Annotated in this window: 13 protein-coding genes and 1 pseudogene; all 14 read right to left on the bottom strand. The window is 39.0% G+C overall.

What is annotated here, in order from left to right; translation table 11 throughout:
* Positions 1-115: 115 nt before the first annotated feature.
* On the bottom strand, positions 116-1,300 hold the full coding sequence (locus F597_RS0112965; RefSeq protein WP_019540179.1) for a M20 metallopeptidase family protein: 1,185 nt from the start codon (positions 1,298-1,300) through the stop codon (positions 116-118).
* The gene (locus F597_RS0112970; protein WP_019540180.1) at positions 1,291-2,358 is read right to left on the bottom strand and encodes a dihydrodipicolinate synthase family protein; all 1,068 of its coding nucleotides are present in this window, start codon (positions 2,356-2,358) and stop codon (positions 1,291-1,293) included. The genes F597_RS0112965 and F597_RS0112970 overlap by 10 nt, the downstream gene beginning before the upstream one ends.
* 12 nt (positions 2,359-2,370) lie before the next feature.
* Positions 2,371-3,393, bottom strand: coding sequence for an NAD-dependent epimerase/dehydratase family protein (locus F597_RS0112975; RefSeq protein WP_019540181.1), 1,023 nt, complete (start codon positions 3,391-3,393; stop codon positions 2,371-2,373).
* Positions 3,394-3,568: 175 nt separating this feature from the next.
* Positions 3,569-4,777: an Nramp family divalent metal transporter gene (locus F597_RS0112980; protein ID WP_019540182.1), complete on the bottom strand. Its 1,209-nt coding sequence runs from the start codon at positions 4,775-4,777 to the stop codon at positions 3,569-3,571.
* A 20-nt stretch (positions 4,778-4,797) separates the two neighbouring features.
* Positions 4,798-7,107, bottom strand: coding sequence for a hypothetical protein (locus tag F597_RS0112985; protein WP_157279135.1), 2,310 nt, complete (start codon positions 7,105-7,107; stop codon positions 4,798-4,800).
* A 222-nt stretch (positions 7,108-7,329) separates the two neighbouring features.
* The gene (locus F597_RS22890; RefSeq protein WP_026327433.1) at positions 7,330-8,415 is read right to left on the bottom strand and encodes an alpha/beta fold hydrolase; all 1,086 of its coding nucleotides are present in this window, start codon (positions 8,413-8,415) and stop codon (positions 7,330-7,332) included.
* A gap of 63 nt (positions 8,416-8,478) precedes the next feature.
* A pseudogene (locus tag F597_RS22895) lies at positions 8,479-9,237 on the bottom strand (sialate O-acetylesterase); the annotation flags it as partial.
* Between the two features lie 236 nt (positions 9,238-9,473).
* Positions 9,474-10,817, bottom strand: coding sequence for a Gfo/Idh/MocA family protein (locus F597_RS0112995; RefSeq protein ID WP_019540185.1), 1,344 nt, complete (start codon positions 10,815-10,817; stop codon positions 9,474-9,476).
* A gap of 12 nt (positions 10,818-10,829) precedes the next feature.
* Positions 10,830-12,437 carry a Gfo/Idh/MocA family protein gene (locus F597_RS0113000; RefSeq protein WP_019540186.1) on the bottom strand — a complete coding sequence of 536 codons (1,608 nt, stop codon included), beginning with the start codon at positions 12,435-12,437 and terminating at the stop codon, positions 10,830-10,832.
* Entirely contained in the window at positions 12,421-12,930 is a 510-nt protein-coding gene (locus tag F597_RS0113005) for a DoxX family membrane protein (RefSeq protein WP_026327434.1), read from the bottom strand. The genes F597_RS0113000 and F597_RS0113005 overlap by 17 nt, the downstream gene beginning before the upstream one ends.
* Before the next feature lie 10 nt (positions 12,931-12,940).
* On the bottom strand, positions 12,941-14,293 hold the full coding sequence (locus F597_RS0113010; RefSeq protein WP_019540188.1) for a putative oxidoreductase C-terminal domain-containing protein: 1,353 nt from the start codon (positions 14,291-14,293) through the stop codon (positions 12,941-12,943).
* Positions 14,294-14,349: 56 nt separating this feature from the next.
* A complete protein-coding gene (locus F597_RS0113015) occupies positions 14,350-15,348 on the bottom strand; it encodes a Gfo/Idh/MocA family protein (RefSeq protein WP_026327436.1) in 999 nt (332 codons plus the stop codon).
* A 58-nt stretch (positions 15,349-15,406) separates the two neighbouring features.
* Complete coding sequence (locus F597_RS0113020) at positions 15,407-16,195, bottom strand: glucosamine-6-phosphate deaminase (RefSeq protein ID WP_019540190.1); 789 nt, start codon at positions 16,193-16,195, stop codon at positions 15,407-15,409.
* Positions 16,176-17,366 carry an N-acetylglucosamine-6-phosphate deacetylase gene (gene nagA / locus F597_RS0113025; RefSeq protein WP_019540191.1) on the bottom strand — a complete coding sequence of 397 codons (1,191 nt, stop codon included), beginning with the start codon at positions 17,364-17,366 and terminating at the stop codon, positions 16,176-16,178. Before nagA ends, F597_RS0113020 begins: the two co-directional genes overlap by 20 nt.
* Between the last annotated feature and the right edge of the window lie 42 nt (positions 17,367-17,408).

Below are 17,408 nucleotides of genomic sequence, written 5' to 3' on the forward strand. Positions count from 1 at the left end.
TTCACTAATACAAATTAAATCTATTGTACTTGCAACATTGCTTAACATTCCGCATTTATATACTCAAAAGACGTAAAAATCTTGTTTGATGGTTCCAATCCCAAAATTCCGTAGATCAATCTTTTATATTCTTCATTGCTAAATAACTCATTAACCCCATGGCCATTTCTATACACTCTTCGTTAATTTCCATTGTAGGAGTATGCAATGTGGGATTTGTCCTGTCCGGATAACCTGTACCGAGTAGATAAAAACAGGAACTGAAATTCTGGGCATAATAGGCGAAATCTTCTGATGCCATCCATATATCTGTTTCAATGATATTAGTGTCGCCGATGTATTCCCTCATATAGGAATACACTTTGTCGGTTAAGGTTTCACAGTTATAAAGACAGGGGTAACCTCTTTTAATGTCTATATCGCATTCGCAGCCTAATCCGTACGCTACTGATTTTGCTATCTCTGTAATTTTTTTATGTGCTTCTCCACGCCAATGCTCATCCATGGTACGAAAGGTTCCTTCTATAAAAACGGTATCGGGTATTATATTTGTCGAACCATCTGCATTAATCTTTCCAAATGATAAGACTGTCGGCGTTTTAGGATTATTGTATCTGCTGACAATTTGTTGTAGTGTGACAATAATTGTAGATGCGGCAATGACTGGATCATTATTATTGTGAGGTTCGGCTCCATGTCCCCCTTTTCCGATTACTTTTATTCTTACTTCATCCATGGAGGCCATAAACCTCCCTTTCCGGATCCCTACTTTCCCGCTTTCAATGGAAGGCATTGTATGTTGTCCGATAATAGCATCGATTTTAGGGTTTAATAGAACCTCTTCCTGTAGAATTTTAATTGCTCCGCCCGGTAGTATCTCTTCGGCAGGTTGAAAGATCAACTTTACAGTTCCATTGATTTTCTTCTCTAATCTTTTGAGTATATGTGCTACACCGAGTAAAGATGCAACATGCAGGTCATGTCCGCAGGCGTGCATCACTCCCTGGTTGATCGACTTAAAAGCCAAGTTCGTATCTTCCTGGATAGGGAGAGCATCCATATCTGCACGGAGGGCTATTGTCTTAGCCGTTTTATGATTACCTTCCAGTGTGGCTATTACACCAGTATCTGCAACAGGTATCCAGGGTATTCCCAATTCATCTAACGATTTCTTTATAAAGGCTGAAGTTTTGAATTCCTTAAAAGAAAGTTCAGGATGCTGATGTAAATACCTTCTCCTGATAAGAATATCATCCCTAATCTCAGAAGCAATTTTTTTTATTTCATCTTTTAGTGGCATATGTCGTTGGCTATAAATTCTTTCACATAATCGTCATCCGTCCATTTCTTATATTGAGAGATAACCCTTTCTATTTCGACTATTTGGCCTTCAGATAATTTCTCTTTGGGATTCAGACACCAAATTCCTTTCAATAATCCCTGTTTTCTCAGTACTTCATGGATCCCTGCGATAGAACCTTTGAAATTATTGGCCACATCAAAGATCGCGGCATTCATATCGGTAACTTCAATGGCTGTTTTCAGTATTTCTTCATAGTCCAGGGTTTTATTTTTCAATCCATTCTTTATATCATGAAAAAATTCAACCGATTTTTTTGTCCAGACTGCATAATGCCCTAATAAGCCACCCACAAATCTTTTTTCAATTAGCTGATCTCCCGCATGAATTACATAAGGAGTAATTAAGTCCAACACAATATTATCATCATTGCCGGTGTAAAGGAAAATTTCTTCATTTCTTTTGGAATTACAGATTGCCCGGACAACGTCTATAGTGTGATATCTGTTGAAAGGGGCGGTTTTAATAGCGTAGACATTATCAATATTACAGAATTCCTTCCAGAACGAATAACTAAGTATTCTTCCACCAACGGAGGGTTGGAGATAAAACCCGAATACCGGAATTTCTTTTGCTACAGCTTTAGTCCGGTCAATGAGTTCTTTCTCCGACAGTGAATCTAAACCTCCCATACTAAGAAGTCCTAAATCATAGCCAAGGTTTTTTGCAATACAGGCTTCTCTGATTGCTTGTGTTGTTTGGCCGCAAATACCAGCCACTTTTATAAATGAGTCTCCTGGATTTACTCTTTTAATCTCATCAGCTGTTATTTCCAATACTTTTTCAAAATAATTGTATTCCGGATGTCTGATCTCAAATTGAGTAGTATGAACTCCTATTGCTATCCCGTCGACACCACATGAAATATAGTAGCGGGTCAATCTTCGCTGTGCTTCTTCATCAATAGTTAAGTCTTTATGTAAAGCGAGAGGGTGGGCAGGAATGACTCCTCCTTCTCTTAATCTTTCCAGAACTTTTGGATTTAGTGTAGCATTCATGATGATAATCAGTTAAAATTTTCCTTTTCTTTCTTGAAAATGGGTTGGTTTTTCTTTTATCTTTCCTCCTTCGATAACCCAGTGACTGATAAGATTTATCATTTGTCCCAGACTGATATGGGGATATCCGAAAAGTCTGAAACATTCGGCTGCATTGCTTAATAAAGCGTTCGACGCCTCGATACCGGTAAATTTTGGTGTTTTATTAAAAACTTTCCCGAATTCTTCGGCAATCCATCTTACAGATATTGTCTCCGGTCCGGTAATATTTACAATTTTACCCGGTACAGAGCAATGGAGTAGCGATCTGATCGCAATTTCGTTAGCATCTCCCTGCCAGATTACATTGACATTACCCATCGTTAGATCGATTTCTTTTTCCCCATAGACTGACCTGGCAATTTCCAACAATACACCATATGAAACATCATTCGCGTAATTTAGCCTATATATTAGGATAGGGGTATTGTACTTTTTGGAAAAATATTGAAAAATTCGTTCTCTTCCCAAACAAGATTGGGCATACTCTCCTATAGGAGAAGCCGGCATATCCTCAGTCATTCCTCCTGATGTAACAGGAGATAATGGATAAACATTCCCCGAAGAGAAGACCACGATATTGGATTGTTTGAATTTCTGAGCAATTATACCGGGCAGGAATGTATTCATTGCCCAGGTATAGGATTCGTTTCCGGTTGTACCAAACTTGTGGCCCGCCAGATATATTACATTAGGAGTATCTGGTAATTTTTTGAGATCATCTTCATTCAACAAGTCCGCTTTAATGGTTGTAATACCACACTTGTTCAAATCGTTCCAAACGTCGGGGTCAGAAAATCTTGATACGGCAATGATCTGTTTCTGAATGTTTGTTTCATTGATAGCTTCCTTTGCCAGTTTCGCCATTGCAGGCCCCATTTTGCCACCTGCTCCCAGAATAAGAATATCACCATCAATTTTAATAATGTCGTTCAATAATTGAGAGGATGGTTTCAAATATTCTTGTAGTATAAACTCTTTGTCAAACGTTTTCATATGATTAAAACTATTTATTTTCACTAAAGTTAAATATTTGCTCGCCATGGAATAATTCAAATGAGCTTGTCTTCTGCTCGTCTGGCTTAACGCAAATAGTTTAAAGGTATCATATGGAACTCGCAGTAAACATGTCCTTGTGTGAGAACAGTTATTCTGCTCGTTTCATCGCTTTCTATTTTAAAAATATATCGATAAAATTAAATATTACCAACACGATTATAATACATAACCCAAGAAACCCCGATACTTTTAGAAAAGATCCTATTCTATTTTCTTTCATGACTTTTTTATCGTTTGCAATTATGAACATGGCAATTCCGATGATGGGAACAATAAAAATAGTAATACTCTGAGCAAAAACGATCAGCTCTAATGGTGCATTGCCAAAGAGGAGCGCGATAATAGCTCCAACGGTCATCACAAGAGCTATCAGTAATTTAGTTTTATTAGAATTGAAACTACTTCCAAACCCTAGAGCATCACTCATTAAAGTTCCTCCAATGGTGGCGTTTCCAACTACAGAGGAAAAACCTGCGGCAAACAGCCCGATTAAAAATACCGCAGAAGCGGCTTCTCCAAAAGCCGGCCGTAGTGCCAGTGACATATCTGTAGCTGTCTTCACTTCAACTCCCAATGGTTGGAGAATTGCGGCCGCGCAGATCATTAAGATTGCACTCAACAGACCCAATACAATGATTCCAGTTAGACTACTATTGCGGGAAATCTTTTCGTCTGAACTTACATTGATTTTCTTTCTTTCCTGTACTAAATAGGAGGTGTAAAAGGCCCCGACAATTGAAAAACAAGATGCGATGAAAGCAATAATTAATCCCATAGATCCGATAGGCACTTTGGGAATAACAAAGCCGGAAATAACTTTACTAATGTTGGGGTTTACCTCGAAAAGAGTAATTAAAAAAGCCAATAGCATCATACCAATCAGAAATATCATCACTTTTTCCAGAACCTTATAAAAGTTTCGAAAAAAAAGCAGTGCTATGCCAACACAATTGAAGAATATAATCCAGATGTTGTTATTTGTATTGGTTAATTCTCCTATAGCAATTCCCACGCCCACAGAGTTTCCGGTTTGGAATGAAGTACATACCAGGAAAATACCTATTCCTACTATGGCTGCAAATTTTCTCCCCCATTTTTCACCAATCACCGTCAGTAAGGATTTGTCAGTGCCTAACCCGATACGTTCTGCTATGAGGGTATACACTGCCATAAAAAATATAGCAATAATGATGATCCATAGCAAGTCATAACCAAAGTTTGCTCCTATCTTCGAAGTAATAGTTAATTTGCTGGGACCAAATACTAAAGCACCGACAATCAAACCGGGACCGATGGTGTGTATCCAATTGAATCGCTTCATATTCGTTAAAGTAAAATATTTTATTCTTGTGAAAACTCTACATTTGTTTGAGGATATCCCCTTAGTTTTAGAAGAAACTGTGGATCTATTTCATCTTTATAAAACTCAATAATATTTTTATTCAATGAAGTATTACTGTGATTGAAATCCACATTCTTGTTTAATTGTATAAAACCTATTTTATCAAATAAATCGATCCTTTCTTCTCCAAAATAAACAGGAGGATTTACGATACAATTGGAGAAAAAAATACCACACGTAGAAGAAAGCGAATATGCAATTTCTATTTCATTCCTGATCGCAGGATTAAATTCGCAGTTCGAAAAAACAAACCGGCCTTTTAGGGGTTTGTCTTTATTCCCTGTAATATTTGTAATACTACATTTCTCAAAAAAGATATTTGCAATATATCCATCGTTTTGTATTGCGATATTGGAACAGTTTGAGAATAATATGGAAGGATATAAAGAGTTGTTGTACAGTGCTTTTTCGGGTGATTGCATCGTAAAATGGTACTGATTGATCTCTTTAGACAAATCTTCTAACTGGATGTTGTTAAAGTTGAGAATAACATTGGTCTGTAAAATATTATTCTTATAACCTCCATATTTATCAACTTGATACCCTCCTTGATCGGGAACAGACAATAATCTGATCCCTTTCTTTCTGTCAATCACCTCAATATTTTTGAACTTGATAAAGTTGGGAAAGTAAAGTCTTTCTCCATGTTCCATTACAGAAAATTGCGGAACTCTCATCACCCAGCATGTTGCCTCTTTTTGTTCCACCCCACTGAAATCAACCTTGAAGTTTTCTATCCGGATGTTCCTGCCAAAACGTATTGGGTACTTATAGTCGAAATTATGTGGTGAGAAATTCAAAATAGATATATTGGGAAGGTTCCGACTGACTTTAAATAGACTATTTGTGATAGTAATATCTCCATCCCATCTGGAGCCATAATCGCTTCTGAAATTAATAAAACTTGTACCGGCACAACTACTGTTATTTATTATCAGGCTGCCACCTCCGGTGGCAGTGATCCCCCTTTCTCCAATGTGAGAATCCAAAATGGATAGATTCCAGCAGTGGAAATGAATATCTACCCTATTTAAGAGGCAGTTCTCAATTTTAAGGTCTTTATTCAGGTTAGTTCCAAAAACACCCCAGTGGTTTTGGCTCCCTTCTGCGGTTACATTTTTGAAATGGCTTTTTAGAACACGACCCATTGAGATACCATATGTTCCACTATGTACATTATTTCCACTTTCTCTTGTATATAAATAGGGGGTCAATCGCACGTTTTCTAACCTAACGTCATACACGTTTGAGAATGAATAAAATCCATTTCTCGGGCTTGTGGTTGTAGTGTCTTCTTTCCCCGGCTCTAAACCAATCCACTGGTTTGAAATGGTAGTCCTGCTTCTTCTTACCTGGATACCATTTTTATAATACCCTCTTCTGGAAGAGGGGTTCTCTCCCGATAAATAAAAAATGCCTCCCTGTAGATGCAAGTAATTCTTATCAACGGGATAGGCTGTCAGTTTTGTGTAGTTTTTAAATGACCAGGTGATATCTCCGATCACTTTCCCTGACTCTTCCACATAGAAAAAGTCTTCTCTTGCCCATGATTGACCTTTATAGGATGCACCAGCACGAAATCCAATTCTATCATTCGAATCTGTAATAATAATCAAGTGATTTTTATATGGTTTCAATGTAGGAATGACCATTTTATCCGAATTTAAATCTAATAACAATTTTTTCTTTTCTTCCGCGGACAGCACTATATTTTTCGGATTCTCTTTCGATGTTACTTCAAAACGAAAATCTGTCAGGCTATTATATTTCTCATCAATATGAAAAACGGTATTACCCCAGTCAACATCTGTCTGTATGATAATCTTTTCATTCTCCTTTAACCAGAACTCTCCTTTATGATTAACTATGGGGATATTTCTGGCATTCGCATAACGATGTGCTTTTGAAATCTGAACTGCATCATTATTGATACTATCTCCTTTTGCTCCAAACATTTTATAATTGATTGTTTGAGGTTCCAGAAGAAATGCTTTCAGACCGTTTGAAAGTGTTATATGGTATTCTTCTAATGAAGAATTTCCCGGGTCGACATATTTTATAATATAATCAGCAGCACCACCATCATTTATTTCGTAGTAACCTAAAATTCTGGCTATGTTATTTACCGCCAACCCGTCGTCATTGATTAGCTCATTTACCGTAGAAAATACAATGAGTGGTGTTTTTAAATCGCTACGGTATAGACCTGATGGATAACTTTTAGAGAGTGGAACTAAAAATAAGATCAAATAGAGGATTGATTTAGATTGAATAGATGTTTTTTTTGAATGGGTGTGTATCATTTCTTTTCCTTGTTAGATTATAAATCCCGACCATCTTTTTAGAGGTTAATTTCAGGAAATCCCTCCTTATTACTATCCATATTTTTCACAATACGAATAAACGCATTTAAGGTTATAACCTATTGTTATATTTCGCATAATTATACTCAAAACACGAAAAAGAACAGGTCACTTCAAAAACCATTCAAAAAAAGAATACACTATTTCATTGGATTTGGCATTGGGACTATGTTCGGGTCTGTTACTCATGCCCACCCGATAACTATAGCCTAAGAGTTTATTAACCGCGATGGTATGATTTAAGGGGATCCAACGCTCAATAGGATCGGAAGAGCCACCCGACACAAGAAAAGGACGAGGTGCCATAAGAGCATGCAATTCATGAAGATCATATCCTTCTCTTTGTAATTTTGGATACAAGCCTTTAGCATGTGCTCCGGTTTTATTCCATGTATTCTCCCAGGGAGGAGGGTAGTACCCTAAATACCACGGTTCCCAGTAATTGACTGCAGATCCTTTCGTCTCATCAAACACGATACCTGGATCGATCCATACGGCTGCCGCAAATTTCTCGTATAAACAGGAGGCAAACATAGCCCACTTACCGCCATAGGAATGTCCGACTATTCCAATTCTCTCCGGATCCACCTCTTCTAATCCGGCAAGCGCTTCCAATGCATTTGCTGCTGCATATGCTAATGTTGATAATGGTTGAATAATAGCGTTTTCCCTGTCAGGATAATAGATGGAATATGTTTTATCTTGAGTCGTTTCTGTAGTCCCTATCGACAGTGTGACAAATCCTCTTTTAACCAATTGATAAGCAAAATCTCTGTATGATTTATCTCCTATTCCTACAGCTGTCTCGGGTTCGTAAAAAACCGAGATCACGGCAGGCCTTTCTTCGGATGCATCTGGAATCAACAGATAACCTTCAGTTTCTTCGTTGGGAGTCCAGTAGAATTTTACCCGGTATTGTGTGAAGTCTTCACGTTGAGTTGTTTCCAATATTGTGAATTGTTGATCTCCTATAATAGGAGGCCATTCTCCCATCATTTCCATCCACCGGGTGCGAATCTCTTCACGTCTTTTTTCCCAATCAATTTTGTTTTTTACAACTGTTCCATCGTAGAATTGCAAAGGGGTACGGTAACCATGGAAGCAGTACTCATATTCTTTTGGAGGGTGCAGATACGGAGCAATTGTGAGCCATGAGTTTTCATTAACCTCGAAGAGTGTCACTTTCTCAGGGATCTTTACCGTATGATGTGCAGCAAGTTGTGATATTTTTACCTGAAGTTCATGCATCTTGATTGCCATTCTTTCTCCTAATACTCTTGCAGACTTACTATCTAGATGGGTTCTATCTCCATTATGGGCTAGTTCTTCTGATGTGGCGACAGCCGAAAGAGGAACTATACCGGGCAATTTATTTAATTCTTTATTGATGAGCATATAGTTTTCTCGATAATAACCTAATTCGCCAGCTACAAATGGTACTTTAGGGTGTCCAATTTCATTCCTAAACAGGGTTATAAGTTTCTCAAGCTTTTCGATATATACCTTAGCTTTTTCGCCATTGCTATCACCTTCTCCCTGATGCCAGATTATACCTTTTATAACACCGTATTTCATTGCTACATGTAATCTTTTGACAGCATCGTCATAGGGATAGTATTGCCCATCATAAGCGTCTTTTCCCGGTTGCCACATGTCAATGCTTGTACCACCTACAGCACAAGGGATTAATCCTATTTTTACATTCCTGTTTTTTTCAAACTTAAACATTTTTTGTGCAAATGCCAATCCGGGGCCTACTCCAACTACTTTAGGTTTGTCGAAATGGAGAGGATCTTTGGCCATGACCCATTTATTTTTATCGGTCAACATTAAAATGCGAGGATTGTTGGGCATGGATAATGAATCTATTTTGCCTCTTCCAGCCATATTTGATTGCCCCACCAACAAATAAAGGTGAAAATTGGGATCTGGTTTTATTTCGCCTATATGTAGTGATTTACATGAACATGTAGTTAAAACGAAGAGTAGATATAATATAAGATTGCTTGATTTCATATTATAGATTTTGAGGGATTATATTTCATTATACCTTTATAAAGATATTCTTTTTATACAAGAAATATAACACCACCCCCAATACCCATAATCCAGAACATATCAAACCCGTGAAGTGCATCAATAGATCGGAACCTGTCGTTATCAGACATGTTGTTCTTACTGTTCATCGTAATAATGTAGTATTGAGGATATAATTACTGAACAATTAACAATTCAGATAAAACGGAGAGGTATTATACTTTTAGTTCCCATCCTTTTTCGTAATTTCTTTTCCAGAATTTTACAGCCTCTTTGTCATTTACAATCGTACCATTGTTATTTACCTTTACCGCTCTTCCAACTCTGTGAGAAATATTAGCCAGTTGTACAAGCTGAGTGCTCATGCAAGCCTCCGTTAAAGGGGAATTTAATTTATCGCCTTTACGGATGGCATTAAAGAAGTTTTGGAAATGATAGGCATCAAGGCTCTGTGTAGGATTTACTAGATTGCCTTCTTCAAATACCATTTTGCTGTCGACATGTTTCACTAATTTGTTGTCCAGGTCAAATACTTTGTATTCATTTCCTCCTCCAATTGTCATGCTTCCTTTACTACCATAGAAGGTTACTCCGCTGGCATAGCCTCCTATATCTGATCGTACACAACTTTGACTTTCCCAGGTCATCACTTTGCCATTGGCGAATTTTAAGTTAACCAATTGAGTATCGGGTGTTTCCCAGTCATCCTGATAATGGTATCTACCTCCGATGGAATCCACAGATACTGGATAATCCAATTGCATCCCCCAACGTAATAAATCTACAAAGTGCATCCCATTATTCAGCGCTTCTCCTGTACCCCAGTGCCAGACCCAATGCCAGTCGTAATGAACAACATTGTCTTTATAAGGTACTCTAGGGGCTGGTCCCTGCCATAGTTCCCAATTTAACCAGGTTGGTATGGCTGTTGTTTTACCAATTCCCATGGAAGGACGTTTATTGTAATACCAGCTTTTACCATAATGGATATCACCGATAATACCTTCATGCAGTTCTTTCATTGCATACGCCACATTGGGCCATGAGCGTCTTTGGTTCCCTACCTGGACTACCTTTCTATATTTCTTTTTAGCTTCAATTAATATACGATTTTCATCCGGATTATGACTTGTGGGCTTTTCCAGATATACATGTTTTCCGGCTTTCATGGCCATCAGTGCTCCTGCAGCATGCCAGTGATCCGGAGTAGCGATAAAGACTGCATCAAAGTTGTCAGACTCCAACATTTTTCGAATGTCTTCATGTGCTCTTGGTTTGTTGCCTGCTGTTTTTTCAACGGTAGCGATGCATTTTTCAATAGAGCGGGTGTCAACATCACAGATATCGGTCACTATACAACCTCTTTCTTTTTCATTGGCAAATCCTCTTGCTAACGCATTCCCCCTTGCATTAACACCCACTCCGGCAATCCGGATACGGTCATTTGACCCCATAATATTCCTATAGCTCGATGCACTAAAGCCGGGCAAAACTCCTCCAAGAGATATTGCAGAGGTGCCTATGGCTACATTCTTGATAAATTGTCTTCTTGTAGTCATAATAATATGTTTTTATATGATTTTTTTGTTTTCCTCATCCCAAAATACTTGTCGTTTCTCAAGATAAGAACGATGCGCCATTAAGCACGCGACTCCTTCTTCATAAGCAACTTCTATATTGGTGCTAGGCGTCTTGTTTTCACGAATACAGTTAAGCCATTCACGTAAATGCAAATGTGTTACGTCTATTTGTCGACCATTGATAACGGTGTTTGTCAATCCACGGTCGGCATAGTATTTCTCTGATGCCGATGTGACTGCATCTATCTGTCCTGCATTCGGATTGAAAGAGAGCATTGGAGAACCAGTTTCAATCAATCCGGATGCTATCCCTTTTTTATATTGCGTTGAATTCCTATCTACAGTTATTTTAATGTTTTGTCCCAGTTCCATTGATGCGTCGTGTCCCATGAAGACTCTTCCGCGATTCCTGCTGGAAGCAAGATTTCCACTATACATTAATGTCAGGTCTTTTTCAGGATATTCAAATACACAGTGCAAACAATCGGGCATTTCACGATTATCCTTCCAGTAATATATGCCACCTGAAGAGGAGACAGATTTAGGTATACCGATTCTGAGTAGTTGATTGACTGCATCAAATTCATGCGTAAATAACTGACCGATCATACCGGTATCATAAGCAAACCATTTAGTCCAGTTATAAAACCGATCGATACTAAAAGGAACATATGGTGTATTTCCTAACCATTGTTTCCAATCGATGCTTTTCTCATCTCCGGGTTTGGGGTTACCTTTATTATCCAGATGCCTTATCCACGCTCCTTCCGCTGTATTACGGTTACTGGTCGTTTCTATAAGGGTGATTTTACCCAACACATTTTTATCAATAATTTCTTTAGCTTGTTTAAAAACAGTGCTTTGTGTAATTTGATGTCCTAACTGAAAAGTAATATGGCTGTCTTTTACCACACGATATAGTTCATTCAGTTCCTCTTCAGTGTGAGCTACACTCTTTTCCAGATAAACATGTTTTCCCGCTTTAGTAACGTCGATAGCCATATGTCCGTGATGATGGTCGGGAGTTGAAATTATTACTGCATCAATATCTTTATCGGCAAGCATTTCCTGATAAGTATGATATCGTTTGACAGGAAGGGGGGATGCTCCCGATCGAATATTATTATTAGCTATGGTTAAGCCACGCTCGGCATGTAAATCGAATACATCACAAATCCCGGTGATGGCAACATGAAGATTTTCCTGTTCCAACCAACTTTTTAGTGTATTGTTGTTTTCTCTTTTCTTAACCTCTTCAGGATGCATGAATCCCAGTCCTGCAGATAATTGTTCTGCACGCCGTCCAAATCCTATGATCCCTATCCGGATTATATCCTGTTTCTGTTCTCTGCCATACTCCGGAATAGAAAACTCCATTTTATCTAGTCCTAATTCCTGAATAATACGTTGTCTTTTATTCTTGTCATAGTCAATCTTCTTGAGCAGTTCGAAACCGAACAACCCTGCAACCGGAATTCCTGCGAATGCTTTCAAGACATTCCTGCGTGAAACGTCTTTCGACGTTTTTTTTGTATCCTCTGAATGAGAACTCTTGCTGTTGAAGTTTTCTTCTTTTGAGTTGTTATCTTGTTTTTCCATTTTGAAGTTTCCTTTTATTGCGAGAATAAATAAAAAAATCTAATCCGAATATTTTGCTTGTTGGGAAAAGGGCTAATCCAAAAAGAGCGATCGCCTCAATCAATGTTCTATTAACAACCAGGTTACTCCCGTCGACAGGGAGTGTATATTCATACCCCACCAAAGGAGGAACACTCAGATAATAGATAAAGACTAAAAATGATCCTATAATTGCCGCCGGTTTGAAGAGAAAACCAAAAATCAATCCTACTCCTATGGCCATTAATCCCCAGATATTCAAAAAATCGATTATGGTCAGCAAATTGGCATTTGAGATAATCCAATTTGAAAGACCCGATAAAATCCCTTGGGATTCCTGAAGGAAATTTGCGGATGTCCATTGTGGATTTAAAACTTTCGATATTCCTTCGTACAGAATATGCCAACCAACTACAAACCGGAGTATGAGTAAAAATATAAGTTGAGACTTCGAATAATTATTTTCGCTTATCATTGCCATTGATTTATTTTTCAGCCAGTTTTACTGCCTGTGTAGTAATGTAATATTTTGCTAGAGTATTGGCTTTTTCCCACTCTGGCATATCGTGGTTTACAAGAAAATTGAAGAAACTTTCAGCTACATACTTGAAGTGTGATTCATGTCCTTCTCTCTGCTCGACAGGGATATTGATGAGATACTCTCCTTTAACGGAGGTAGGAGAAACAGAGACGAAAGAGTAAATCGTTTGGATTTTTTCGACTGCTTTTTGCAAATTACCGGAAAACTGCTTCTCATCCAATTCTTCCGGCTTTTGCACATACAGTTGTTTAATAAAATTCTGTTCTTTATTCTGCTCTGTTCTCAAAATAGCTTTTGTCCCTTTTACAACTGACACAAAGGTATCTCCGCTACCTTCGGGTGCTTCGTAATCCCAAGTCACTTTCAGATTTACATTCCGATTCCTGACATTGAAATGGAGAGTACCGTTAGCATAGACTTTCAACACAGAGTTGTCGATGTATTTCTGTAGATAATTGGGGAAAGAGGTTTCACCGGTTGATTTTGTGAATTGTGCCAATGTTATTTCAGTAGGCCAGTGGGTGGACGAGATATTTCCAATATCGGTGGTATAATCGATAGCCTGATCGGGAAAACATTTCCAAAATAGCAAGTCGATTAGATGGGTAGTTACATCTGCGATACCTTCCCCTTGTTGTTCCACATCGTAGTACCATGCCGGACGGATCAACGGTGTGCCGGCCACTTCTTTATAGAAATGGTGTACACTTTCCATATAGACAGCGGGTTCTTCGGGTGTTCCCGATTGCAGTTCTCCAAAAAAATCATAATCATTGATGAGTTCCTTCTCTATGATATTCAGCAGATCGTAACGCTCGGTCATCATATCATATAACAACACGTTTTTCGCTTCAGTGTTGGCATAAGCTTCTTCAAGTAAAAGGAAGTCTTTCCGGTTAATTGCCATCGGTTTATCCGACAGGACGTTTAATCCGGCATCTACCGCACTGAGAATATATCCTGTCTTCTCTTTATTATTACCAGCAAGTACAATTACGTTTCCTCTTTTGTCGGATATCATCTTATTCAAAAAATCGTCACCTGTATAGACAATAATCTGCCAGTTTGTAGGATCTTCATCTCTTTTATTAAAAGACTCAATGGCCAAAAGATATTGTTTTAATCCGACATCTTCGGTAGCTACATATACAAATACCGAATCATTCACTTGCGGCATATTCCTTTTTTGAAGTAGACTGGCATGAAAATGTCCTGGAGCCAGGACAATTAGTTTTATCTCTCCCGTTTTTCCGGTGAATATTGTCTGATCTTCCGCAGGATTATTATTTTTTTTCATACAAGAAAATAATATTAGTCCGACTACAATAATTATCCACCTCTTTTTCATTTCTGTTATTTTAATTTACGGATCAGTTTCCTTGCTTCTTTTTCACCTTTTGCGTAGGCAGCATCCATAGAGACGATTTTTCCTCCTTTGCTTTTGCTGATATCGGCGGCCTCAATAAAGGTGAATATTTCCAGAGTTTCTTTTTCCGGTACAGGAGGAATACGTGTCTTGAAAAAATTAAGTATTTCTCTTAAAAGTGGTTCGTATCCCTTATATTCTCCGGTGGAGACAACTCCTTTGTCTGTGAAAGCACGGCCTCCATACCCATTTTTTCCTGTACGTGTAGCTCTGACAGTTCCTATGCGTCCATCATCCCAAAGCCCAACAACCATATCGGTTCCTTCTGAGGTCATACGATTTACTGAAACACAGCCTGTTCCCATTACAGTGAAAAGAATTTCAGTGCCATGGATACCATACCATGCCATATCTAAGTGAGATGGTTCAAGATGGCCCGGGCTATAGCAATCCGCACCGAGGACCTTACCTAATTCGCCATTGCGCAGCTTCAGGCTTTCGGAGACATATCGCAATGAAGAGGAAGAGAATACAGGGACATTGTATTGTTTTGCCAATTGGAAAATAGCAATAGCTTGTGCTAAGTTAGCGCCTATTGGTTTATCGATAAAAACAATCTTTCCTGCTTTAAATACTTCGTAAGCCTGTTCCAGATGCAAATTACCATCATTGGTTTCCAACAATACACAATCAACTCTCTCCAAAAGTTCGGCAATGGAAGGTACAACCTCCACCCCCATTTCCTTTACCTGCTCTATATAGCCGGGGATTCGATCATAACTCGATTTGATTGTTTTTGATCCATAGGGATAGGCGGCCACAATGGTAAAATCCTTGAACTCTTCTTTTTTGTCTTTTCCATTCAGAAATTTAGTGAATGCAATGGAGTGGGAGGTATCCAATCCGATAATTCCTACTTTTATCTGTGCCTGGGCTATCAATAAAAGTCCCGACAAAATAGTTGATAAAATAATTTTTAGTCTCATAATGATTGAATTTTTAGAATCAAGAACCAAGATTCAAGACACAGTATCTATTGTTTTTTTAATTTAAAAGTGATGCACTTGCTTTATCCAGGTAGAGAACGGCATCTTCTTTTGTTCTCAAGATAGTAGCCGGACATTTCTCGCTGATCTCTTCGTTTAATGTGCGGTAGACCGCCTCAGCCTTGTTTTTAGCCGGTACCATGCAGAACATATATTTAGCTTTCAACAGGGCAGGGATGGTAACTGTAATAGCATGGGTAGGTACCATGTCTATGCCGGAAAACAGATTCTCATTTACTTGCTGTTGCCTGCAAGACATATCCAGTTCTACTACTTTTACTTGTTTCGGATCATTGAAATCAGCTACAGGAGGGTCGTTGAATGCAATATGTCCGTTCTCCCCAATCCCGAGACAAACAATATCTACCGGGTACTGATTCAGCAACCCCGCATATCTTTCACACTCAGCGTAAGGGTCTTCGGCCCTGCCGTTTATATAATGGATACTTTTAAACGGGACTTTGTCGAAAATACGCTCTTTCAGGAAATTTCCGAAGCCTTGCGGCGCATCTTTTTCCAATCCTATATACTCGTCCATATGAAAAGCATTGATCTTTTCCCAGCGGATTTGCTTATCGGCAATCAACTCTTTCATAAAATCACCTTGTGATGGTGCGGCCGCAAAGATCATATTGATCTCCTCTTTCTCTCCGAGTAATTGCCGGATGATCTCCGATACATTAGCCGCCGCTTCCTTACCCATTTCCTCTCGCGTATGGAAGATCTTCACTTCCAACATTCCTTTAGTGAATGTGATTACATTCGTGTTAATTTCGGTATATGACATTTCCTTCCAAGATTGTATATGAAACATTAATATTATCATCAAAAATAACAAAATCAGCATCCTTGTTTTTTTGGATAGATCCTTTCTGCTGATCTATCTTCATCATGCGGGCCGGGGTTAAGGTCATCATCTTTACCGCTTCCACCAAAGGGACTTCGGCTATATTTATCATGGTTCTGACTAACCGGTCGGTAGTAGCAACACTTCCTGCAAAAGCTGTACGATCGGGTAGTTTGGCTACACCGTCTTCGATGATCACCTTCTGCCCCTTGTCGAGGCTACCCAGGATAGACTCACCGTCAGGCATTCCTGCTCCCCGCATTGAGTCGGTACATAGCGCGGTTTTGTCAGGCCCTTTGAATTTATATACGAACTGAAGTAAGGATTTAGGCAGATGTACCCCATCGGCAATGATCTCCACATTCATGTCATCGATCAGGTAGGCCGCTTCTACAATACCGGCATACCGGAAGGCGTTTCTGCGGGTGATGGTCGACATAGCCGAATAGAGGTGGGTAATATGGTTGAATCCGGCGTTGTAGGCATCCACAACCTCTTCATAGATAGCATCGCTATGGGCGATAGAGGTGAGGATATTTCTTTCCCTGAGAACTTTACCAAACTCCAATGCACCGGGGAGCTCGGGCGCCAGGCTCCAACGAACGATGTCGTCCGATGCAGCCAATACCTTATTGTATTCTTCCGGTTCGGGATTTCTGAGGTATTTGGGATCCTGGGCACCCCGTTGGTTATAGGCAAAGTAGGGGCCTTCAAGGTGAAGTCCAAGAAATTTGGCTCCTTTGGTATTCTGTTTTACTGCTTTTTTATAGGTGGAGAATGTTTTCATCAACTCTTCGAATGTACTGGTAAGAGTTGTAGGTAAAAGTGCGGTAGTCCCGTGCTTTGCATGTGTTTCCGCCGCACCGAGGTACGCTTCGACGGTTCCGTCCATAAAGTCGTGTCCGCCACCCCCGTGCGTGTGGATATCAATGAAACCGGAAGAGACATATTTGTCCCGGGCATCGATGACCACATCTCCGTCATCTGAAATAACTTCGTGAGGGTTTACAATATCGACTATTTTTCCGTTCTCGCATACAATGGCCAGATTCTCTTCTATCCTATCAGGGAAGATGATCTTTCCGTTTTTTATGATGATTCGGTTATTCATAGAAACTAAAAATTAAAAGTGAAAAACTAAAAACTATTTGAT

This window comes from Proteiniphilum acetatigenes DSM 18083 (assembly GCF_000380985.1).
GTDB lineage: Bacteria > Bacteroidota > Bacteroidia > Bacteroidales > Dysgonomonadaceae > Proteiniphilum > Proteiniphilum acetatigenes.